We start from the raw sequence: 19,133 nt of genomic DNA, 5'->3' as shown, positions 1-19,133 counted from the left end.
TCGCCGCCGACCGCCTGGCCATGGACGATCTGTCCCTGACCGGCGCGCGCGGCGCGGTCCGGCTGGACATGGTCGCCGACGGCGCGGTGCGGATCGACGCCCAGGGCTCCCTGCGGGCCGCGCGCGGCGCCTGGCCCCTGTTCGGCCCCCCGGCGCGCGACGACATTGCGGAACTGGGCGAGATGAAGCGCGCCCTGTCCGCCTTCGCCGTCGACATTCCCGCCTTCACCCTCGCCACCGGCGACAGCGGCACGCGGCTGACGCTGGACCGTCCCGCGACCCTGACCCCCGCCAACGGCGGCGTCCTGACCCTGCGTCCGGCGGCTGCGCCCCTGTTCAGCGCCGGACGGGGCCAGCAGGGCGGCGGGGCCCTGTCCCTGACCGCCACGCGCGGCAAGGGCCTGCCCGAGGCCGCCTTCGACATTCCCCGCTGGAGCCTGACTCCGTCCGGCTTCACCGCCACGCTGGACGGCCGCGCCGCCCTCGATTTCGACCTCGCCCGCGGCGTCACTCTCCAGACCCGGGGCGAGCTGACGTCCGCCGGCGGTCGCCTGACCTATGTCGCCGCCGACTGCATCCCCGTGACCGTCGAACGGCTGGAGCTGGACGAGAACGACGTCACCGACGTCTCCGGCCGCTTCTGCCCGTCGGATCGCCCCCTGTTCGCGGTGACCGACGGCGCCTGGCGCGCCGACGGCCTTCTGCGCGAGGTCAAGGCCTCGGCGCCCTTCCTCGCCCTGCAGTTCAACGACGCCGAGGGGACGCTGGCCGCCACCGGCGGGCCGCGCGGGGTCGGCATGGCGGTGCAGGTCGCCCGCGCGACCGTGGTCGACGCCACCACGCCCGCCCGCTTCAATCCGATGACCGCCGCCGGCTCGGCCCGCCTGGAAAATGAAAGTTGGACCGGCGCCTTCGATCTGGCGCACGGCGAGACGACGCTGGGCCGCCTGACCCTCGCCCATGACGGCAAGGCGGGCGTCGGCGGCCTGACCATCGACGCCCCGTCGCTCACCTTCGTCGAAGGCGGGCTCCAGCCCGCCGATCTCAGCCCGATGGCCGGGAACATCGTCGGCTCGCCCGCCGTCGGATCCGTAGGCTTCAGCGGCCGCGTCGACTGGCGCGCTGAAACGGAAGGGACCAGCTCCGGCCGCCTGACCATCCCGGGCCTCGATTTCACCAGCCCCGCGGGACCGGTGAAGGGCCTGCGCGGAACCCTGGACTTCACCAGCCTGACGCCGCTGACCGCCGCGCCGGGCCAAGCCGTTCACGCGGACCTGCTGGAGTCGGTCGCCCCCCTGACCGACATCGATCTGGTCTTCGGCCTCGACAAGGCGGCCCTGACGATCGAGGGCGGCGACCTCAGCATCGCCGGCGGCGTGGTGCGCATCGAACCCCTGACCGTCCCGCTGGATATCAACCAGGGCTTCACTGGCGTCGTCGTGCTGGAGACCGTCCAGCTGGGCCAGATCGTCAGCGACGCCGGATTCGGCGACAAGGTCAGCCTGGACGCCGTCGTCTCCGGCCGCCTGCCGTTCAGCTGGAATCCCACCGACGGCGTCCGCATCGTCGGCGGCAGCCTGGAAGCGATCCAGCCGGGCCGCCTGTCCATCCCCCGCTCGTCCCTGACGGGTCTGGAGGCCCAGGGCGGCGGCGAGGCCCTGCCGCCCAACACCGTCCAGGACCTGGCCTATCAGGCCATGGAGAACCTGGCCTTCGACATCCTGTCCGCCCAGGTGAACAGTCTGGACAAGGGCCGCCTCGGCGTCCTGTTCCGCATCCGGGGCCGGCACGACCCGCCCCAGCGGCAGGAACTGCGCATTCCCATGGCCGAGTTCATCAGCCGCGAATTCCTGAACCGGGAGCTGCCGCTGCCGTCCAACACCGGCATCGACCTGACGCTCGAAACCTCGGTGAATCTGAACGAACTGGTCAGCGATCTCATGAAGCTGGACCGCGCCCGCAACGGCCAGGTCGACGAAGCGGAGCCGGAGGAGCCGCCGAGGCCTTGATCGAGCCGTCTTCGCCGTTCAGAACCCGTTCACCCTCGCTCGCGTTAGATCGGGGCGGATCACTCGGAGAGTCCTCATGACCCGGACGAAGTCGCGCAGAACCGTCGCCTTGCTCGGCCTGGCCGCCATGGCCGTGGGCGCCGCCGCCTGCACCCCGACCGTCCGCCTGCAGGTCGACCCGATCACGATCAACGCCAAGCTGGATGCGGATATCCGCGTCCGCCTCGACCGGGAGCTTCAGAACCTCCTGGCCGAAAACCCGAACCTGTTCTGATGGGAAGGTCCGTTCAGATGTCATTCCGCAAAGTCTTCGTCATGGTCGCCGCCGTCGCGGCCCTCGGCGTCGCCGCGGGCGCGGCGTTCGCCCAGACCTCCCAGCAGAAGTCGATGATCGACGCCGCCAAGGCCGCCGGCACGGTCGGCGAACAGGCTGACGGCTTCGTCGGCTTCCGCGTCCCCTCGTCCGACTCCGCCCTGACCGCCGCGGTCCAGGCCACCAACGCCGGCCGCCGTCAGGCCTACGCCGCCTCGGCCGCCCAGGCCGGCGGCGGCGCCACCGCCGCCGACGCCGGGGTCCGCATGTTCGAGACCCAGCTCCTGCCGCGCATCAGCTCAGGCCAGTGGTACCGCAACGCCCAGGGCCAGTGGGTCCAGCGCTGAGGAAAATCTCCCTACCCCTCGTGGGGAGGGATGCCGGCGCGCAGCGACGACAGGGTGGGGTTTGCCGGCGACAGGCGCTATCCTCGGACCATGCTCCGCCTTCTCCGTAATCTGGCGATCGCCGCCGCGGTCGCCCTGGTCTGCACCGTCGGCATCAGCCTCTTCTGGCGGCTGATCGGCGGCGGTCCCTTGCCCGTCCACGGCTGGATCGCCCTGCTGATCGGCACGCTCGGAACCGTCGGCCTCGCCTGGGGCCTGATGGCCCTGGCCTTCAAGTCGGACCGCGAGGGCTGGGACGCGCGCGTCGACAACAGCCTGGATCCCGCCATCCACTCCGCCGACGATCCCGACAAGCCTTGAGCCGGCCGCCGGGTCGGGCGATACGACGCCCATGACCGAAGCTGCCGCCCCCCCGTCGTCCATCACCTATTCGGGCTATCTGGCCCTCGACGACCTGCTGGCGGCCCAGCACCCGCTGTCGGACCAGCATGACGAAATGCTGTTCGTCATCATCCACCAGACCAAGGAACTCTGGCTCAAGCAGATCCTGCATGAGGTCGCCCTGGCCCAGGCTCTCGTCCGGGTCGGCGACCTGGTCCCGGCCTACAAGAGCCTGGCCCGCGTCAGCCGCATCCAGTCGGTCATGACCATGAGCTGGGACATCCTCGCCACCATGACCCCGGCCGACTACCTGCGCTTCCGGGGCGTCCTCGGCTCCTCCTCGGGCTTCCAGAGCGACCAGTTCCGCCGCTTCGAGGCCATGCTGGGCCTCAAGGACGAGCGCTTCCTTCGCTTCCACGAGGACCGGCCCGAGGCCCACGCCGCCCTCAAGGCCGCGCTCGACGCGCCCAGCCTCTATGACGACGCCCTGTCCCAGCTCGCCGTCGCCGGCCTGCCGGTCCCTGTCGCGGTCCTGAACCGCGACGTCTCGCAGCCCTACGAACCGTCCGAGGCCGTCGAGGCCGCCTGGCTGGAGGTTTACCGCGACACCGAGCGCTGGTGGCCCTTCTACCAGCTGGCGGAGAAGCTGGTGGACCTGGACGACGCCCTGCTGACCTGGCGTCACAAGCATGTGGTCACGGTCGAGCGGATCATCGGCCGTCGCCGCGGCACCGGCGGCACCGACGGCGTCGGCTATCTGACCGAAACCCTGCAGCGCCGCTGCTTCCCCGAGCTCTGGTCCCTGCGCACCAAGCTGTGATCGGGCGCTGACGATCCCGTGTAAACGACGTTAGGCGGAAACCTTCGCCGCAGGCGCACGCTTTACAGGTCTCTCCCCGGAGGACCGCCATGCCCAACGCCAACCGCCACGACATCCAGGTTCTCAACGGCCTGATCCGCACCGTCATCGACAGCGCGGACGGCTACCACGACGCCCTGGACAACACCGCCGACGCCGGCCACCGCGACCTGTTCGCCCGCCGTGAGGCCGAACGGCGGGGCGTCGCCGACGCCCTGTCATCCGATGTCCGCACCCTGGGCGGCGAGCCGGACGCCGAAGGCTCCATCCTCGCCAAGGCCCAGCGCGCCTTCACCGACATCAAGCACGCCCTGCTGCGCGACGAACTGACCGTGGTCGGCGCCGTCGAAGGCGCCGAGGACCACGTTCGTTCTCAGTTCCAGAAGGCGCTGGAGGATTCCCACATCTCGGCCACCACCCGCGAAACCATCCGCCGCGCCTGGGACCAGGTCAGGGCCGGCCACGATGAGATCAGCGGCCTCAAGCACAGCCTCGAAGGCCAGCGCGACGCCAACAGCCGGCTGTTCCCGCAGTAGAGGCCTGGCGCAGAAAGGCGCGGGCCCTCGCTCGGGGCCGGTGGATGAAAGTGATTAGTGGTTAGTGATTAGTGGTTCGCGGGAGAACGGGCGGGTCTCATCCCGCACCGACCGTGGTCGAGGCCATCCACTAATCACTACCCACTAATCACTTTCCGGCAGACCGCCCGCCCCACCGAGCTCCGTCCGTCCGGCATAGAAAAAGGCCCCGGCGTTTCCACCGGGGCCTTCGTCATGTCACGACTGCGCTCAAGCAGCGCGCGACCGCGTCGCGCGCGTTAGCGCTCCACAAAGTGGATTATGCGTCTTCGCCCGGGGTCTCGGCCTTGCCGGTTTCCGGAACGGCGACCTTGGGGGCGCGCACGGTTTGCTTCTCGGCGATACGGGCCGACTTACCGCGACGGTCGCGCAGGTAGTACAGCTTGGCGCGCCGAACGACGCCGCGGCGCTTCACTTCGATCGACTCGATGTTCGGCGACAGGATCGGGAAGACGCGCTCGACGCCCTCGCCGAAGGAAATCTTGCGGACGGTGAAGTTCTCGTTCACGCCGCCGCCGGCGCGGGCGATGCAGACGCCTTCGAAGGCCTGGACGCGCTCGCGCTCGCCTTCCTTGATCTTCACGTTGACGCGCAGGGTGTCGCCCGGCTGGAAGTCGGGGATCGCGCGGGTTTCGATCAGACGGGCCTTCTCTTCGGCCGCCAGGGTCTGAAGGATGTTCATTCTATTCTCCTCGAGCTTTTGCGCTCTTTAGCTGTGAATTGGCGGGGCGAACCCCGCGGGTAACCTCAGTCCTTCGCGATGTGGGCGGCCCAAAGGTCCGGTCGCCGTTCCCGCGTCGTGATCTCCCGCTGCTCCTGACGCCACTGAGCGACCTTTTTATGGTCGCCCGACACCAGGACCTCCGGGATCTCCAGCCCCTCGAACGTCCGCGGTCGCGTGTACTGCGGATGCTCCAGAAGCCCATCCTCGAAGCTCTCGGATGACAGGCTTTCGGCCTGGCCCAGAACGCCGGGGATCAGTCTTACGCACGCCTCGATCGCGACCATCGCCGCCGCCTCGCCGCCGGCGAGAACCGCGTCTCCGACCGAGACCTCCTCGAACCCGCGCGCGTCCAGCACGCGCTGATCCACCCCCTCGAAACGGCCGCAAAGCACGACGACGCCGTCCGCCTTGGCCCATTCCTTGACGCGCGCCTGGGTCAGGGGCCGACCCCGGGCGCTCATGTACAAAAGCGGCCGCTGCGGTCCGGAAAGGCTATCGACCGCCCGGGCCACGACGTCCGCTTTGAGCACGGCTCCCGGGCCGCCACCCGCGGGGGTGTCGTCCAGGAAGCCGCGCCTATCGTCGGAGAACGCCCGAATGTCAAGCGTTTCAAGGCTCCACAGCCCCCGCTCGCGCCATGCGGTGCCGATCAGCGACACGCCCAGCGGCCCCGGAAACGCTTCCGGAAACATGGTCAGGACGGTGGCGGTGAAGGGCGGGCGGGCGGTCATGGCGGGGGGACATACAGCAGAAGGGCGCGGGAGTCAGGCGGCGGGCGGCTGGTGCGCTTGACGGGGTCCAGCCAGACCGCTCACTGTCCCGGGCGAACAGGGGACTCCGAATGCGACCGTTGCTGTTGGCCGTTACGGCTCTGGTTCTCTCGTCCTGTGCGACGCCGCCGGAACCGGGCGCCGAGCCCATCCGGACCGAAACCGTCAGACTCGAGCCGACCGGGGATCTCGCCCTCCAGGCCGGCGGCTACGTCGATGTCGCGGGCTTTGCCTTCCACATCTGGTTCGACAATGACGCCACCGATCTTTCGACTCCGAAATCGGTGACCTGGGGGATCGTCTTCAACAACTATTGCCGTAATCGGGACAGCTGGCTTCAGTCCGTGATCCAGGGTCCGGACGGACAGGTCTGGCGCGGCTACCGCGTGTTCGTACCCGCGGGACCGGACCACCCCCAGCACTGGTCCAGCGGCGGAAGCGGAGCCGATGAGTTCGGCGGGCCGTCGACACCGGGCCTGATGGAAGCCATCACCCGGGGCGGCCGTTTCATCCTCGCGGCGGAGGACGACACGGGTCGGCGCTGGAATTCCGTCGCCATCGATACGCTCACGCCGGAAGCGAGGAACCAACTCGCCGCCGCGCAGCCCGCTTCGGAGCCTCGCGAGGCCCGGATGTTGGTGGAGGTCAGTTCACCGCCGCCGGCGGCGACGCGAGCCCCCCGCGCCTGTCCCTGAGCGCCGCGTCGCGGGCGCTAGCGCACTCAAACGCGCTCAAGCAGCGAGCGACCGCGTCGCGAGCGCTAGCGCCACTAACATGACTGCCCCGCCGCCCACCCCGACGACCACGCCCACTGGAAATTATACCCGCCCAGCCAGCCGGTGACGTCCGCCGCCTCGCCGATGACGAACAGGCCCGGGACCGCCTTCGCCTCCATCGTCTGCTGGTCCAGCGCGTCCGTCGCCACCCCGCCCAAGGTCACCTCCGCCGTGCGATAGCCTTCCGAGCCCACCGGCTTCACCGTCCAGCCGTTCACCGCCTCGTCCAGCCGGCGCAGCACCTTGTCCCCGACCTCGGCCAGCTTGCCCTTCACCCCCTCGCGCTCGCACACGCTCTCGGCCAGGCGGCGCGGGACGATGTGCCCCAGCGCCGTGTGCACCATCTGCTTGCCGTTCTCCTCCTTGGCCGCCTTCAGCAGGGCGTAGACGTCGACGTCCGGCGCCATCCGCGCCGTGATCGCCTCGCCCTCGCGCCAGTAGGAGCTGATCTGCAGGATCGACGGTCCCGACAGCCCCCGGTGCGTGAACAGCAGCCCCTCGGCGAACCGCGTCTCGCCCGTCGGCCGCCCCGGCGCCCCGCCGTCCGCCGGCACGCGGTGCGACACCACCGCCTCGACCGACAGCCCCGCCAGCGGGGCCAGCTTCTCCAGCAGCCCCGGCTCGAACGTCAGCGGAACCAGCGCCGGCCGCGTCTCCGTCACCCTCAGCCCGAACGCCCGCGCGGTGTCATAGGCCCAGCCCGTCGCCCCCATCTTGGGGATCGACTTGCCGCCGGTGGCCAGCACCAGCGACCGGCTGCGCACCACCGACCCATCCGACAGCGCCGCCTCGAACCCCTCGCCCGACCGCGCCACCCGGTCCACCGCCAGCCCCATCGACAGCACGGCGCCCGCCCCGCGCATGTCGTCCGTCAGCATACGGATGATCTGCTTGGCGCTGTCGTCGCAGAACAGCTGGCCCAGGGTCTTCTCGTGCCAGGCGATGCCCGCCTTATCGACGCGCTTGATGAAGTCGTGTTGCGTGTACCGCTTCAGGGCCGAGGTCGCGAAGCGCGGGTTCTCACCCAGGAAGTTGGCGGGTCCGGTCCCCAGGTTGGTGAAGTTGCAGCGCCCGCCGCCCGAGATGCGGATCTTCTCGCCCGGCGCCCGCGCATGGTCGACCACGCGCACGGACCGCCCCCGCCGCCCGGCCTCGATGGCGCACATCATCCCGGCCGCGCCGGCGCCGACGATCAGAACGTCAACCGTGTCAGTCATGCCCCGCCCTAGCACACATCAGCGCCCCAGCACCCGCCGCCGCAGGGCGAAATAGGCCCGCATCTCCATCCACAGCCGCAACAGCGCCGTCGCATCGGCCAGCCGCCCTTCGTCCATGGCCCGCTCGACCGTCTGGGCCAGCGAGGCGCGGGTCGCCTCCGGATCGTTCCCCTGGAAGGTGAAGGCGCATCCCGCCCGGGGCGCGCCCCCGTGCGGTCCGCGCGGCCGATAGACCGCGTCCGGCCGGTCGCATTTGCGCCGTCGCTCCGCCTTGGCCCGCGCCGCCAGCGAGGCGGGATGAAAGCCGTATTCCGCCCCCAGCGCCGCGGCGTCCTCGCCCGCCGCATAGCGATCCAGCGCCTCGTCCCAGCGCTCGGGCGTCATCCCGCTGCGGCTCTGGACGAAGACATGCCCCGCCGGCCACCCGCCCTCGGGCCGCCGCCGCCGGTCCACTGCGCCCTCCGCCTGCCCCTTCAGCCTTCCCCGCCGGCGCGCCTGCCAGGCGATGGTCCCGACCGCCACCCCATAGGCCTTCGCCAGCCGCCCGCGCGGCTCCCCCGCGGCGTCCCGCGCGAACAGGGCGTCCCACTGGGCTTCGGTGAGCTTGCTGCGGCGGGGCATCAGTTCTCCTCCCCCTCATGGGGGAGGGGGACCGCCGTAGGGGGTGGAGGGGGCTGTCCGCCCCGCTCCCGTCTTGCCCGCAGCCGCTCCACCGCCCGCCCGATCCGCACGACGTCCAGCCTCCGCCCCTCGGCGGCCGCGCGTCTCGCCTGCGCCTCGGCCCGCGCGATCGACCCGTCCAGGTCCCCGGGATCATGGTCGAAGCCGCATCTCTCCGCCGCGTCCACGAGCGGCGTGACCGGCGGCGCCGACCGCCACCGATAGACGGCGTCCGGCCGATCCCTCTTGCGATACCCCCGGTTCCGCGCCTGCCACGCGACCGCCTCGACGCTCACCCCGTACTCGCGCGCCAGCCCCGCCGCGGTCTCCCCGCGCACATAGCGTTCCAGCAATGCGATCCAGGTCGGATCGTCGAGTTTCGGCTGTCCAGGTCGTCCGGTGGTCATGCGGTATTTTACGACGGCTGGTGGCCACTGCTGAGAGTATGACGCTGACCGCCATTCCAACCCGAGCCGGATCAAGAGCTTGGGAGTTGGGGATATGATGGCTCAGGTCTGTGAGCAGAGCTGGGCATCGGCGATGCCCAGCCTTCCTCCTTACTTGGCTCCGAAGAGCGTCCGCAGCCACGTCCAGAACCTGACCCACAGGCCCTTGGGAGCGCGGGAGGCGTAGTAGGTTTGGCGTTGCTTGATCTCGTAATCCCGACCAGCGAGCACCTCTTCATTGTTCCACTGGCCGGCCCACCGGACGCCGCCGTTGTAGATCACGTAATGAGATCGGCAGGGACGTTGCCAGCTACCGACCGAGGGCCACAGGGAAGGTCCGGCGGCGTCCTCTGTCACCGCCCATTCAGCGGGGCCAAGCGGGGTCCTGATCTTCTCACCGCAACCGCAGGCGCACAGGTGCGCCGCGGTTTGGTATTTTTCCGAGACGTACAGAACGCCTGGTTCGAGCGCCTTCGGCATAAACTCGACGTATCGGAGCTCAATCCTCATGGCGTTGGCCGAAGCTCCGCATATCGCCGAGATCAAACAGCAGATTGAAGAGGCTGTCTTCGCCCACGTAGAAGCCTAGGCGCTTCTTGTAGAGGATGACGGCTAGGCTGGCATTCAACGCATTCAGTTCGGCGATCTGGATGTTCGTCTTGTAGATATCGTCCTTGGTATCATGCGTTGGGACGAGATCCATTCCTCGCACTGCCACGGCCTTTGCCTCGTCGAAGTAGGTCGCCCGCATGCTGCCCGTGATGGGGCCATTCTTCCGGGACAGACCCATGCCAACGTCGATGAACGGGACGCCCTTGGCGATCAGGAGGTCGATAATGGCCGCTCGGGCCGAGCCTTTGTCCACGCAGACAAAAGCGAACGTCACACCGTCAAGGTCTTCTCCGCTTTCGGCGTCGATGAACTTCGTTTCAAGGTGAAGACCTGTACGGAAATTCTCGTACCGCTTGGCGTAGACATCGGCCTTGCTGTGATCGAACTCGTCCGGGTCGAGGCTGCCCGGCGACCTGTAGGCGTTGTGAACATGATAGGCGTCGGCATCGAAGCCCCGGATCTCGCGAACCGGCGTCTTGACCATGAAGTCGAGCACATAGCCGCCCGTCCCGCCAAGGCCGATGATCGCCACGACTTCCTGTTTGAAAGCCTGCGTCAAGTCGCCGATCTCGGCCCGCGAGGTCAGGGTGTCCCGGAACTTGAAGACGGAATCATCCGGAGCCGGATCGTAGGTCTTGAAGGTCCGCGCGGTGACCCCGTGCTTCCCCATCGCCGGGCCGGAAATGATCGCGATGTAGCGTTCGATCTTGTCGAAGAAGTTAGCGTAGTCGCCATTCGGTTTGTTAGAAAACTGACGTTGGACAACTACGCGAGGTTCGGTGTCGCTGAGTGAGATCGTATGTGCCGTGTCACCCAGATTTCGGATAGGCGTCCCATCGAGTTCGTAGGGAGGGCCGCCGGCAAAAGAGACTTGATGGTTTTCCTGGCGCACGCGGACCTGGTCGATGAACACCAGTTTTGTGACGATCGTACCCCATTGCAGCTCCCCTGCGGCGTCGAGGTAGGGCACGTCCCGAACGACCAGATGATTCTGGTCGAACGAGACAGCATATCCACGATCCAGAAGGCGGCGGATGTCGTCGTTATGACTGGCCAGTGTCGGTAACATTGAAGACCATCCCTTCTTTGACCTTGACCGACGCGCCCGGCGACAGAACGCCTTCGTGGTTCTGACCCACCCCATTCCGATAGGTCACGGAGTAGGTGCGCTCGGGGTGTTGCGGGAAATCGGGGAACTCCAGCGTCACGACCTGGGCGTAGGTGATCTTCTCACCCTTCGGCCACTGGTGCGGCGTGGCCTCGACAATGATCGTGACGAACTTGCCGGAGCTCCGGATACGTTCGGTGCCGCGCGTGGCCAGATCGACTGTGCTGCCCGGTTCGATCTCGATATCCGGCCCATCCGTACGTTCCAGAACCAGCGCCTTGTTGTCGGGCACGCCGGAAATGTCCCGCAGGTCCGCTTCGCTGATTTCCGGACTACCCCATTCGTAGCCGCGTTCATCGACGGTGAAGTTGAAGGTGCGGTCCGAGGCGAAAGCCCGGAACTCTTCCCGTCCGGGCTCGCCCAGATCGACTTCTTCATCGAGGCCGACCGAGCGCGAGCCGGGGCGGGTCAGTTCGATCAGGGTGTGATCGCTGGCGGGCGCAAAGCCCGCCAGCTGAAGGATATCGCGACCTTCTTCGATCTGGTCACGCGTCTCGAACGGTTGGCCGTTCACGACGAGGCGGTAGGGTTTCTTGCCGTTGTCGGCCATGTCCGTATTCCTTAGGTGTGCTGTTACGAGTTGTCGGTGTCGCGGCCGTCGGGCTCCATGGCGACGCCCTTGAACTTCCCGGGGGCTTGCTTGACCTCCATGAAGTGGCCGGTCCGCTCGTCGCGCTTCTGATAGAGACCGTCGTCGCGCGCGAACTGCGTCCGCCCGGTCACCGCTCCGCGACGGAACCCGTCGCCAGTGTTCTTCGCCATCTTCTTTGCCATCCGTCTCTAGTTGCTCCCGCCCGGGTTGTCGGACGGGTCGGGCTGGACTAGGGTGATAATCGAGTCCCGATGTGGACTTGTCTATCATTGGACTGTTTTCCAATTCAAGTCCTGTGATGGACTTTTTTGAGATGGAGGTTTTGCATGCCGCAACCAACCCCTGTCGCCCTGTTGGGCGACGGGCGATCCCCGATTCCAGTTGCAATGGAAGCATTCACCGCCCTCGCAGATGCGTGGGACATTTCAACGGATGATCAAATAAAGCTGCTGGGATCGCCAGGACGCTCAACATTCTTCAAATGGAAGAAGGAAGGTGGGTCGATACCGAAAGATGCTGTCGAGCGAATATCTCACTTACTTGGTATATATAAGGCCTTGCAGATTCTGCTGCCTGATCCAACGTCAGCGGACGAGTGGGTGAAAAAGAAGAATTCTTACTTCAGTGGCCAATCGGCTCTAGAAGTGATGCTGGGAGGCCAGGTTGTCGATATCTATAGAGTTAGACAGTATCTCGACGCTCAACGAGGCGGTTGAGGTATCAGTTGTTGACGTCGATCAGACGTTCGTCGCGCTGATTCCGTCCCGATTTCCCGCCATCGCTCTGTACGAGAGGATTGCGAATGATCGCCATGACGAGGTGGCTGAAATCGAATCACTTACGAACCCGCGTCTCCGTGAGCGGGCTCGCGTGCTGAATAATGCGACGGTCGTCGATGTTGATTCTGCCGTACTGCAAAACTGGAATCATGCCCCCTTCACATACCTAAATCCGGAAGGAACACGTTTCTTCGATCATCGGATTGCGGCGTTGGAGATGTTTGATGATTTGCAGACTGCCCTCGCCGTTTCAGTCCAACGGCGGCAGACATTCTTGCGGCAAACGAATGAGCGCCCAATGGGGCTCGACATGAGAGTTCTCACTCGATCCGTGCGAGGCCGGTTCGCGGATTGCACGGCTTGGGATCCGGAGATGCCGTTGGACGAACGGCGACGGCAAGGCACGCGACTACTCGGACAGCCAAACGTGGACGGCCTTCTTTTCACCCCCCGCGAGCGCCCGAGCGCGACGGCAATTTCGGTACTTAGGGGTGAAACTCTTGGCCGCGCGGTTCAAGGTGAGCACTTTCGGTTCGTCTGGGATGGCGAGAAGATCAAGGCTCTGTACGCTTTTAAAGATGGCGTAACTGTCAGCCCTGACGCTCTTCCTCTCGTCGAGAGTTTCTCAGCTGCGTAGAAAGCGCCGCCCTCCCTCAATGCGCCTCATCCCAGTTCCCCGCCGCCCTTGCATCCACCACCAGCGGCACCGTCAGCCCCACCGCCGGCAGGGCCGCCCCCTCCATCACCCGCTTGATCTCCACGATGGCGCGCTCCGCCAGCCCCTCCGGCGCCTCGAACACCAGTTCGTCGTGGACCTGCAGCAGCATCTTCACCTCTGACAGCCCGGCCGCCGCCAACGCCGCCGGCATGCGCATCATCGCCCGCCGGATGATGTCCGCCGCCGCCCCCTGGATCGGCGCGTTGATGGCGGCGCGTTCGCCGAACTGACGCTCGGCGCCGGACTTGGAGTGGATGGCCGGGATGTGGATCCTCCGCCCGAAGACGGTCGAGACCATGCCCGTCTCGCGCACCTGGGCCTTCGTCGCGTCCATATAGGCGCGGATGCCGGGGAAGCGCTCGAAATAGGTCTTGATGTAGGCCCCGGCCTCGCCCTGGTCGATGCCCAGCTGGGCGGCCAGGCCGAAGGCGCTGATGCCGTAGACGATGCCGAAATTGATCGCCTTGGCGCGGCGGCGGGTCTCGGCGTCCATCTGGTCCAGCGGCACGTTGAACATCTCGCTGGCCGTGGCCGCGTGGATGTCCAGGCCCGCCTTGAAGGCGCGCTTCAGCTCGGGGATGTCGCCGATGTGGGCCAGCAGGCGCAGCTCGATCTGGCTGTAGTCGGCGCTGATCAGGACATTGCCCGGGCCGGCGATGAAGGCCTGGCGGATCTGGCGGCCGGTGGCCGTGCGGATCGGGATGTTCTGCAGATTGGGGTCGCTGGAGGCCAGGCGGCCGGTGGTGGCGGCGGCCAGCTGATAGCTGGTGTGAACCCGGTCGGTCCTGTCGTCGGCGGCCTCGATCAGGGCGTCGGTGTATGTGCCCTTCAGCTTGCTGAGCTGGCGCCAGTCCAGCAGGACGCGCGGCAGCTCATGCGTCAGGGCCAGGGTCTCCAGCGTGGCGGCGCCGGTCTCCCACTGGCCGCTGGCGGTCTTCTTGCCGCCGGGCAGCTGCATGTCGCCGAACAGGATGTCGCCGATCTGGCGCGGGCTGCCGACGTTGAACGGACGGCCGGCCAGCTCGTGGGCCCGGGTCTCCAGCTCGGCCATGCGCATGCCGAACTCGCTCGACAGCGAGCGCAGGCGGACCGGGTCGACGCGGACGCCCTCGCGCTCCATGCCCGCCAGGGTCTCGGGCATGCCCCGCTCCAGGGTCTCATAGACGGTGACCAGGCCCTGCTCCGCCAGCCGGGGCTTCAGGATGCGCCACAGGCGCAGGGTCACGTCGGCGTCCTCGGCCGCATAGCCCGTGGCCGGCTTCAGCTCGACGTGCTTGAACGACTTCTGGCTCTTGCCCGTGCCCGCCACGGTCTTGAACGGGATCGGGTCGTGCCCCAGATGCAGGCGGGACAGCTCGTCCATGCCGTGGCCGTGCAGTCCGCCTTCGAGGACGTAGGAGATCAGCATGGTGTCGTCGTAGGGCACCACGCGGACGCCGCGCTGGGCCATGACGGCCAGATCGTATTTGATGTTCTGGCCGACTTTGAGAACCGCGGGGTTCTCCAGCAAAGCTTTCAAACGGCTCAGCGCCGTCGGCTTGTCGATCTGTTTCAGGGGCTCGCGGGCGTCGCCGCCGTCGCCGAAGTCCAGCCCGCCGCCGCCCGCCTGGGGCTCGTGCTCATGGGTCAGGGGCACATAGCAGGCGTCGTTGGGGCCGATGGCCAGGGAGACGCCGCACAGGCCGGCGTGGGTGGCGCTCAGGGCGTCGGTCTCGGTGTCGAAGCCGACGATCCCGGCCTCTTCGGCCCGCCGGATCCAGGCGTCCAGTTCCTCGATCGTCTGTACACAGACATAGGCCTCGTGGTCGAAGGTCTGGACCGCCACGTCGGTGGCGACGGCCTGCGGGGCGTAGCGCGGCGAGATGACCGGGGCCGTCAGCGGCTTGGGCCGGGCGGCGAAGGCCGAGCCCTCCTTGGCGGCCGCCTTGCCGTCGCCGACGCGGTTGCGGAGCGAGCGGAACTCCATCTTGTCCAGGAACTCGGCCAGCAGGACCGGATCGGGATCGCGGACGGCGAAGTCGTCGATCGGCTCGGGCGCGGGCGCGTCGCAGGTCAGCCTGACCAGCTCGCGGCTGAGCCGGATCTGGTCGGCGAAATTGATCAGGGTCTCGCGACGCTTGGGCTGCTTTATTTCTCCCGCGCGGGCCAGCAGGGTGTCCAGGTCGCCGTATTCGTCCAGCAGCTGGGCCGCCGTCTTGGGGCCGATGCCGGGCGCGCCCGGGACGTTGTCGACGCTGTCCCCGATCAGGGCCTGCAGGTCGATCATCTTCTCCGGACCGACGCCGAACTTCTCGAACACCTCGGGCTCGGCCAGGCGGCGGTCCTTCATCGGGTCCCACATGACCACGGAGGGGCCGATCAGCTGCATCAGGTCCTTGTCGGAGCTGACGATGACCGCCTCGCCCCCGGCGTCCCGCGCCCGGCAGGCGTAGGTGGCGATCAGGTCGTCGGCCTCATAGCCGGGCAGTTCGACGCAGTGCACGCCGAACGCCGCCGTCGCCTCGCGCACCAGCGGGAACTGCGGGACCAGGTCCTCGGGCGGCGGCGGCCGGTGCGCCTTGTACTGGTCGTACAGGGTGTTGCGGAACGTCTTCTCCGAATGGTCGAAGATGGCCACCAGATGGGTCGGGCCGTCGGCGCCCTTCATGTCCTGCAGCAGCTTCCAGAGCATATTGCAGTAACCCTGCACCGCCCCGACGGGCAGGCCGTCCGACTTGCGGGTCAGGGGCGGCAGGGCGTGGTAGGCGCGGAAGATGTAGGCCGAGGCGTCGATCATCCAGAGCCGCAGCGGCGGGCCGTCCTGGGTCAGGGGGCGGGGGGCGGTCTCGGGCGTCGCGTCGGTCATGGCGCGAACATAGGCAAGGCGGGTTCTGACGTCACCTGACGAACGGCCTTGTCGTGTTGACGGCGGGTCCGGCGAGCGCCCACGCTGGTGCGACAGGAGATCATCATGCTGGGCGTCCTCTCATTCTCGCTGGCCCTTTCGGGCGCTCCACAAACGGTGGAGCCTTACCCCCTGCTCCGTCTCGATACCCTCGTCCCTCCGGTGACGGACACCCACCGGGAGAACCCCGTCGAGTTCGTCGAGCGTGGCGCGACGGACGATCTGAGCTGGACGTCGCCTGTCGTCGAACTGGCGGCCAAGGCCGACATGCGCTGGACGGCGGTGTCGGTGGCGTTCAACTGGGTCTGGATCACGGACGACCGCTCTCGGCGCCCCATCTGGTTCGCCCGGCTGCGGGCCCGGCACAACCGCGGAACGATCGAGCGTTTCGCCGATTCCCGGCAGTGCCCGGCCGTGCAGGAGGCGCTGGACCGTATCGCGGGTCTGCCGGCGCTCACGCCTCGCGTGCCCGCGCTGCCGGACCCCCTAGGTCCCGCCACGGAAATCGATTCCGGCGGCGGCTATCTGCACGACAACACCTACCGGATCCGCATGCGCGGACGTTTCGACGGCGTCGCCTGGAGTGACCGGATCGAGATCACCGCGAACTCGGGATCGCCGGTCGCGCCAGTGGTCGGCGATACTCTGGCGCAGCTCCTGCCCTGCTGGACCGAAACGGCGCCGCCCCGTCAGTAGGGGATCAGGAAATCCAGGTGTTCTCGCACGGGCCCGCCAGGGTCCAGCCGGCGACGCCGGAGACGACCCGGCAGCGCACGCCCATCCCGGCCACCGGGCCGTGCAGGATGCCGGACTCCAAGGTGGCGCCGTGGCCGTCATAGACCGGCTTCTGGAACTGCACCCACTGGATGCGGTCGCCGGGGCGATGCGGGCGATCGGGGTCGTAGGTGGTCGGGAAGCTGACGCCGTGGCGGCTCCAGTCGCAGCGCGGCGACCAATCGCCGGTCTCGCTGAACAGCCACAGCGGCGGGGGGAGGTTGTCTGTGGTGTTGAAACGATAGTGCGCCTTGGCCACCGCCGCGATGACGGCGCAGTCGTTCTGGTCGGTCGCCTGCTCCGGGCCGCCGGGGACGGAGGTCGCGGGCGTGGCGCAGGCCGTCAGGACCAGGGCGGCGATCAGGGCGGCGGCGGCGCGCATGGCGGCTCCTGTTACGAACGCAGGCCGGTGATCGTGCGGTTGGGCGCGATGTCCTCGGCCGAGGTGATCAGGTGAACGACGGCGGGGCGGCCCGCGTTCCGGGCGGCCTCCAGCGCCGCCGGGAAGTCCTCGGTCCGCTCGCAGCGGATGCCGAAGGCGCCGAAGGCTTCGGCGTACTTCACGAAGTCGGGGTTCTTCAGGTCGGTGGCGATGACCCGCTGGGCGCCCGGATAGTGGGTTTCCTGGTGCATGCGGATGGTGCCGTACGTCCCGTTGTCGACGATCACGACCACGGCGTTGATGCCGTACTGGACCGCCGTGGCGATCTCCTGCCCGGTCATCAGATAGTCGCCGTCGCCGGCGATGCAGATGACGTCCGTGTCCGGATGGACGCTCTTGGCCGCCAGCGCCGCCGGATAGCCGTAGCCCATGGCGCCCGAGGTCGGGGCCAGCTGGGTGCGGCAGGCGCGGTGGCGATAGAAGCGGTGCAGCCAGGCGGCGAAATTGCCCGCTCCGTTGGTGACGATGGCGTCGGGCGGCAGGATCTCGCCCAGGTGCGCCATGCACTCGCTCATGTTGACCGCGCCGCCGACGGGCACGGGCGTGGAGAAGGCCTGATAGTCGGCGTGGGCGGCTTCGGCCTCGGCGGTCCAGGTCCGGCCCGGATCGATGGCCGACAGCGCCAGCGCGGCCAGCGAATTGTCGGCGGTGGCGCTCAGCAGCGGCGTCCACACCCGGCCCAGCTCCTCGGCGCCCGGATGGATGTGGATCAGGGTGTCCGCCGTGCGGGCGCGGTCCAGCAGGGTGTAGCCCTGCGTCGGGTTCTCGCCGAGCCGGGCGCCGACGGCGATGATCAGGTCCGCCGCCTTGGCGCGCGCGGTCAGTTTCGGATTGCAGCCCAGGCCCAGGTCGCCGGCGTAGTTGGCGCGGTCGTTGGACAGGATGTCCTTGCGGCGGAACGACAGGGAGACCGGCAGGCCGATCCGCTCGGCCCAGTCGCCGATGGCGGCGGCGGCCTCGGTGGTCCAGCCGGAGCCGCCCAGCACCAGCAGGGGCCGCTCGGCCTGCGCCAGGCGGACGCGGACCTGTTCGACGAAGGCCGGGTCCAGCGCCGCCTTCGCGGGCGTCACGGCGCGGACGGGGGCGGGGCCGCCGTCTTCGTGCAGGATGTCCTCGGGCAGGGCGATGACCACCGGCCCCATCCGGCCCTGCAGGGCGGTGGCGAAGGCGCGCTCGACCACCTCGACGGTGCGCTCGGGGCTTTCCAGCTCGGTCGCCCATTTGGCCAGGCCGCCGAACACCTCGCGGTAGTCGACCTCCTGGAAGGCGCCGCGGCCGCGGTCGGTCAGGGCGATCTGGCCGACGAACAGGATCATCGGGGTGGAGTCCTGATGCGCCGTGTGCACGCCGATCGAGGCGTGGGTCGCGCCCGGCCCGCGCGTGACCATGCAGACGCCCGGCTTGCCGGTCAGCTTGCCGTAGGCCTCGGCCATGTTGGCGGCGCCCGCCTCGTGCCGGCAGGCGATGACCTGGATCTGGTCGCGCACGTCGGCCAGCGCGTCCAGCACCGCCAGATAGCTTTCGCCCGGGACGCAGAAGACGCGGTCCACTCCGTTCACGACCAGGGTTTCGACGAGGCGGCGGGCGGCGGTGTTCGCGGGCTGGGTCATTCCGCCCGACTAGCAGATCAACCCGGACCTTGGCCATGCAACCCCACGGCCACGCTTGCGTTTACCGTGAAGGTTCAATGTCACCGGGGATCACCCAATGAAGAAGATTATCGCCCTCACTCTCGTCGCCGCCGCCCTGGCCGTGTCGGCCTGCAACACCATCTCGGGCGTCGGCCGCGACGTTCAGGCGGCCGGCAACGCCGTCACCTCGGGCGCCGAGCAGGCCAAGAACTAGAGCTCTCGCTCTCGAAGATATGAGGGCCCGCCGGTCGATCCGGCGGGCCTTTTCGTTGCCCGTTTCCCGCTTCTGTGGCCTGACTTGGCCGTCGCACTTCAGCGGACGCACGGAGGCAGGACCATGGGACTTCTCGATGACGTGGCGGGCGGACTGGGCAAGGACGCGGGCGGCGGGCTGGCCGATCTGCTGAAGGGACAGGGCGGGGTCGCGGGACTCGCCGAGAAGTTCGGCCAGAACGG

23 protein-coding genes are annotated in these 19,133 nt (G+C 68.0%); 11 read left to right on the top strand and 12 right to left on the bottom strand.

Going from position 1 to position 19,133, the window contains the following annotated elements:
- From Q0C81_RS04385 to Q0C81_RS04360, 6 genes are all read left to right on the top strand, one after another.
- Positions 1 to 2,009, top strand: a 2,009-nt coding sequence (locus tag Q0C81_RS04385; RefSeq protein ID WP_291834106.1) for a YdbH domain-containing protein, incomplete at its 5' end; no start/stop codon positions are given.
- Positions 2,010 to 2,085: 76 nt separating this feature from the next.
- Positions 2,086 to 2,283 carry a YnbE family lipoprotein gene (locus tag Q0C81_RS04380; protein WP_291834103.1) on the top strand — a complete coding sequence of 66 codons (198 nt, stop codon included), beginning with the start codon at positions 2,086 to 2,088 and terminating at the stop codon, positions 2,281 to 2,283.
- A gap of 17 nt (positions 2,284 to 2,300) precedes the next feature.
- Positions 2,301 to 2,669 (top strand): DUF1318 domain-containing protein, encoded by a 369-nt coding sequence (locus Q0C81_RS04375; protein ID WP_291834099.1) that lies wholly within the window; start codon positions 2,301 to 2,303, stop codon positions 2,667 to 2,669.
- 90 nt (positions 2,670 to 2,759) lie between these two features.
- Positions 2,760 to 3,029, top strand: coding sequence for a hypothetical protein (locus tag Q0C81_RS04370; RefSeq protein ID WP_291834095.1), 270 nt, complete (start codon positions 2,760 to 2,762; stop codon positions 3,027 to 3,029).
- A gap of 31 nt (positions 3,030 to 3,060) precedes the next feature.
- Complete coding sequence (locus Q0C81_RS04365; RefSeq protein WP_291834091.1) at positions 3,061 to 3,870, top strand: tryptophan 2,3-dioxygenase; 810 nt, start codon at positions 3,061 to 3,063, stop codon at positions 3,868 to 3,870.
- 89 nt (positions 3,871 to 3,959) lie between these two features.
- Entirely contained in the window at positions 3,960 to 4,445 is a 486-nt protein-coding gene (locus tag Q0C81_RS04360) for a PA2169 family four-helix-bundle protein (RefSeq protein ID WP_291834088.1), read from the top strand.
- Between the two features lie 298 nt (positions 4,446 to 4,743).
- On the opposite strand, the gene rplS is transcribed toward Q0C81_RS04360, so the two are convergent.
- Positions 4,744 to 5,166, bottom strand: a complete 423-nt coding sequence (gene rplS, locus Q0C81_RS04355; RefSeq protein ID WP_291834086.1) for a 50S ribosomal protein L19 — start codon at positions 5,164 to 5,166, stop codon at positions 4,744 to 4,746.
- A 65-nt stretch (positions 5,167 to 5,231) separates the two neighbouring features.
- The gene (gene trmD / locus Q0C81_RS04350) at positions 5,232 to 5,939 is read right to left on the bottom strand and encodes a tRNA (guanosine(37)-N1)-methyltransferase TrmD (protein ID WP_291834084.1); all 708 of its coding nucleotides are present in this window, start codon (positions 5,937 to 5,939) and stop codon (positions 5,232 to 5,234) included.
- 110 nt (positions 5,940 to 6,049) lie between these two features.
- Between trmD and Q0C81_RS04345 the strand changes: the two genes are divergently transcribed.
- Entirely contained in the window at positions 6,050 to 6,673 is a 624-nt protein-coding gene (locus Q0C81_RS04345) for a hypothetical protein (protein WP_291834081.1), read from the top strand.
- A gap of 74 nt (positions 6,674 to 6,747) precedes the next feature.
- Here the strand turns inward: Q0C81_RS04345 and Q0C81_RS04340 are convergent, their stop codons facing one another.
- The 7 genes from Q0C81_RS04340 to Q0C81_RS04310 form a co-directional block, all read right to left on the bottom strand.
- Complete coding sequence (locus Q0C81_RS04340; protein WP_291834078.1) at positions 6,748 to 7,971, bottom strand: NAD(P)/FAD-dependent oxidoreductase; 1,224 nt, start codon at positions 7,969 to 7,971, stop codon at positions 6,748 to 6,750.
- An 18-nt stretch (positions 7,972 to 7,989) separates the two neighbouring features.
- Positions 7,990 to 8,592 carry a hypothetical protein gene (locus Q0C81_RS04335; protein ID WP_291834076.1) on the bottom strand — a complete coding sequence of 201 codons (603 nt, stop codon included), beginning with the start codon at positions 8,590 to 8,592 and terminating at the stop codon, positions 7,990 to 7,992.
- Positions 8,592 to 9,038 (bottom strand): hypothetical protein, encoded by a 447-nt coding sequence (locus Q0C81_RS04330; protein WP_291834073.1) that lies wholly within the window; start codon positions 9,036 to 9,038, stop codon positions 8,592 to 8,594. The genes Q0C81_RS04335 and Q0C81_RS04330 overlap by 1 nt, the downstream gene beginning before the upstream one ends.
- Before the next feature lie 150 nt (positions 9,039 to 9,188).
- The gene (locus Q0C81_RS04325) at positions 9,189 to 9,587 is read right to left on the bottom strand and encodes a DUF6527 family protein (protein ID WP_291834070.1); all 399 of its coding nucleotides are present in this window, start codon (positions 9,585 to 9,587) and stop codon (positions 9,189 to 9,191) included.
- Positions 9,577 to 10,758, bottom strand: coding sequence for a ThiF family adenylyltransferase (locus Q0C81_RS04320; RefSeq protein WP_291834067.1), 1,182 nt, complete (start codon positions 10,756 to 10,758; stop codon positions 9,577 to 9,579). Before Q0C81_RS04320 ends, Q0C81_RS04325 begins: the two co-directional genes overlap by 11 nt.
- A complete protein-coding gene (locus Q0C81_RS04315) occupies positions 10,733 to 11,407 on the bottom strand; it encodes a multiubiquitin domain-containing protein (RefSeq protein WP_291834065.1) in 675 nt (224 codons plus the stop codon). Before Q0C81_RS04315 ends, Q0C81_RS04320 begins: the two co-directional genes overlap by 26 nt.
- A 23-nt stretch (positions 11,408 to 11,430) precedes the next feature.
- Positions 11,431 to 11,619 (bottom strand): hypothetical protein, encoded by a 189-nt coding sequence (locus Q0C81_RS04310; RefSeq protein WP_291834062.1) that lies wholly within the window; start codon positions 11,617 to 11,619, stop codon positions 11,431 to 11,433.
- A 156-nt stretch (positions 11,620 to 11,775) separates the two neighbouring features.
- Here Q0C81_RS04310 and Q0C81_RS04305 point away from each other — a divergent pair, with 156 nt between their 5' ends.
- Both Q0C81_RS04305 and Q0C81_RS04300 read left to right on the top strand, forming a co-directional pair.
- The gene (locus Q0C81_RS04305) at positions 11,776 to 12,165 is read left to right on the top strand and encodes an MbcA/ParS/Xre antitoxin family protein (RefSeq protein WP_291834059.1); all 390 of its coding nucleotides are present in this window, start codon (positions 11,776 to 11,778) and stop codon (positions 12,163 to 12,165) included.
- On the top strand, positions 12,113 to 12,865 hold the full coding sequence (locus Q0C81_RS04300; RefSeq protein WP_291834056.1) for an RES family NAD+ phosphorylase: 753 nt from the start codon (positions 12,113 to 12,115) through the stop codon (positions 12,863 to 12,865). Before Q0C81_RS04305 ends, Q0C81_RS04300 begins: the two co-directional genes overlap by 53 nt.
- A gap of 16 nt (positions 12,866 to 12,881) precedes the next feature.
- On the opposite strand, the gene polA is transcribed toward Q0C81_RS04300, so the two are convergent.
- Entirely contained in the window at positions 12,882 to 15,791 is a 2,910-nt protein-coding gene (gene polA / locus Q0C81_RS04295) for a DNA polymerase I (protein ID WP_291834054.1), read from the bottom strand.
- A 105-nt stretch (positions 15,792 to 15,896) separates the two neighbouring features.
- On the opposite strand from polA, the gene Q0C81_RS04290 reads away from it, so the two are divergent.
- Positions 15,897 to 16,526 (top strand): hypothetical protein, encoded by a 630-nt coding sequence (locus Q0C81_RS04290; RefSeq protein WP_291834050.1) that lies wholly within the window; start codon positions 15,897 to 15,899, stop codon positions 16,524 to 16,526.
- Positions 16,527 to 16,530: 4 nt separating this feature from the next.
- Here the strand turns inward: Q0C81_RS04290 and Q0C81_RS04285 are convergent, their stop codons facing one another.
- On the bottom strand, positions 16,531 to 16,986 hold the full coding sequence (locus tag Q0C81_RS04285; protein ID WP_291834046.1) for a hypothetical protein: 456 nt from the start codon (positions 16,984 to 16,986) through the stop codon (positions 16,531 to 16,533).
- 11 nt (positions 16,987 to 16,997) lie between these two features.
- Positions 16,998 to 18,656, bottom strand: coding sequence for a thiamine pyrophosphate-binding protein (locus tag Q0C81_RS04280; RefSeq protein ID WP_291834042.1), 1,659 nt, complete (start codon positions 18,654 to 18,656; stop codon positions 16,998 to 17,000).
- 97 nt (positions 18,657 to 18,753) lie between these two features.
- Between Q0C81_RS04280 and Q0C81_RS04275 the strand changes: the two genes are divergently transcribed.
- Positions 18,754 to 18,891 (top strand): entericidin A/B family lipoprotein, encoded by a 138-nt coding sequence (locus tag Q0C81_RS04275; RefSeq protein ID WP_291834039.1) that lies wholly within the window; start codon positions 18,754 to 18,756, stop codon positions 18,889 to 18,891.
- Positions 18,892 to 19,133: the final 242 nt, after the last annotated feature.

Source organism: Brevundimonas sp. (genome assembly GCF_023259385.1).
Classification (GTDB): domain Bacteria; phylum Pseudomonadota; class Alphaproteobacteria; order Caulobacterales; family Caulobacteraceae; genus Brevundimonas.
The sequence above is the reverse complement of the archived record's forward strand: the minus strand, read 5'-3'. Positions and strand labels throughout refer to the sequence as shown.

Coding starts and splice junctions, on each gene's coding strand:
- Q0C81_RS04380 (WP_291834103.1), top strand. CDS start 2,086: ATGACCCGGACGAAGTCGCGCAGAACCGTCGCCTTGCTCGGCCTGGCC.
- Q0C81_RS04375 (WP_291834099.1), top strand. CDS start 2,301: ATGTCATTCCGCAAAGTCTTCGTCATGGTCGCCGCCGTCGCGGCCCTC.
- Q0C81_RS04370 (WP_291834095.1), top strand. CDS start 2,760: ATGCTCCGCCTTCTCCGTAATCTGGCGATCGCCGCCGCGGTCGCCCTG.
- Q0C81_RS04365 (WP_291834091.1), top strand. CDS start 3,061: ATGACCGAAGCTGCCGCCCCCCCGTCGTCCATCACCTATTCGGGCTAT.
- Q0C81_RS04360 (WP_291834088.1), top strand. CDS start 3,960: ATGCCCAACGCCAACCGCCACGACATCCAGGTTCTCAACGGCCTGATC.
- rplS (WP_291834086.1), bottom strand. CDS start 5,166: ATGAACATCCTTCAGACCCTGGCGGCCGAAGAGAAGGCCCGTCTGATC.
- trmD (WP_291834084.1), bottom strand. CDS start 5,939: ATGACCGCCCGCCCGCCCTTCACCGCCACCGTCCTGACCATGTTTCCG.
- Q0C81_RS04345 (WP_291834081.1), top strand. CDS start 6,050: ATGCGACCGTTGCTGTTGGCCGTTACGGCTCTGGTTCTCTCGTCCTGT.
- Q0C81_RS04340 (WP_291834078.1), bottom strand. CDS start 7,971: ATGACTGACACGGTTGACGTTCTGATCGTCGGCGCCGGCGCGGCCGGG.
- Q0C81_RS04335 (WP_291834076.1), bottom strand. CDS start 8,592: ATGCCCCGCCGCAGCAAGCTCACCGAAGCCCAGTGGGACGCCCTGTTC.
- Q0C81_RS04330 (WP_291834073.1), bottom strand. CDS start 9,038: ATGACCACCGGACGACCTGGACAGCCGAAACTCGACGATCCGACCTGG.
- Q0C81_RS04325 (WP_291834070.1), bottom strand. CDS start 9,587: ATGAGGATTGAGCTCCGATACGTCGAGTTTATGCCGAAGGCGCTCGAA.
- Q0C81_RS04320 (WP_291834067.1), bottom strand. CDS start 10,758: ATGTTACCGACACTGGCCAGTCATAACGACGACATCCGCCGCCTTCTG.
- Q0C81_RS04315 (WP_291834065.1), bottom strand. CDS start 11,407: ATGGCCGACAACGGCAAGAAACCCTACCGCCTCGTCGTGAACGGCCAA.
- Q0C81_RS04310 (WP_291834062.1), bottom strand. CDS start 11,619: ATGGCGAAGAACACTGGCGACGGGTTCCGTCGCGGAGCGGTGACCGGG.
- Q0C81_RS04305 (WP_291834059.1), top strand. CDS start 11,776: ATGCCGCAACCAACCCCTGTCGCCCTGTTGGGCGACGGGCGATCCCCG.
- polA (WP_291834054.1), bottom strand. CDS start 15,791: ATGACCGACGCGACGCCCGAGACCGCCCCCCGCCCCCTGACCCAGGAC.
- Q0C81_RS04290 (WP_291834050.1), top strand. CDS start 15,897: ATGCTGGGCGTCCTCTCATTCTCGCTGGCCCTTTCGGGCGCTCCACAA.
- Q0C81_RS04285 (WP_291834046.1), bottom strand. CDS start 16,986: ATGCGCGCCGCCGCCGCCCTGATCGCCGCCCTGGTCCTGACGGCCTGC.
- Q0C81_RS04280 (WP_291834042.1), bottom strand. CDS start 18,656: ATGACCCAGCCCGCGAACACCGCCGCCCGCCGCCTCGTCGAAACCCTG.
- Q0C81_RS04275 (WP_291834039.1), top strand. CDS start 18,754: ATGAAGAAGATTATCGCCCTCACTCTCGTCGCCGCCGCCCTGGCCGTG.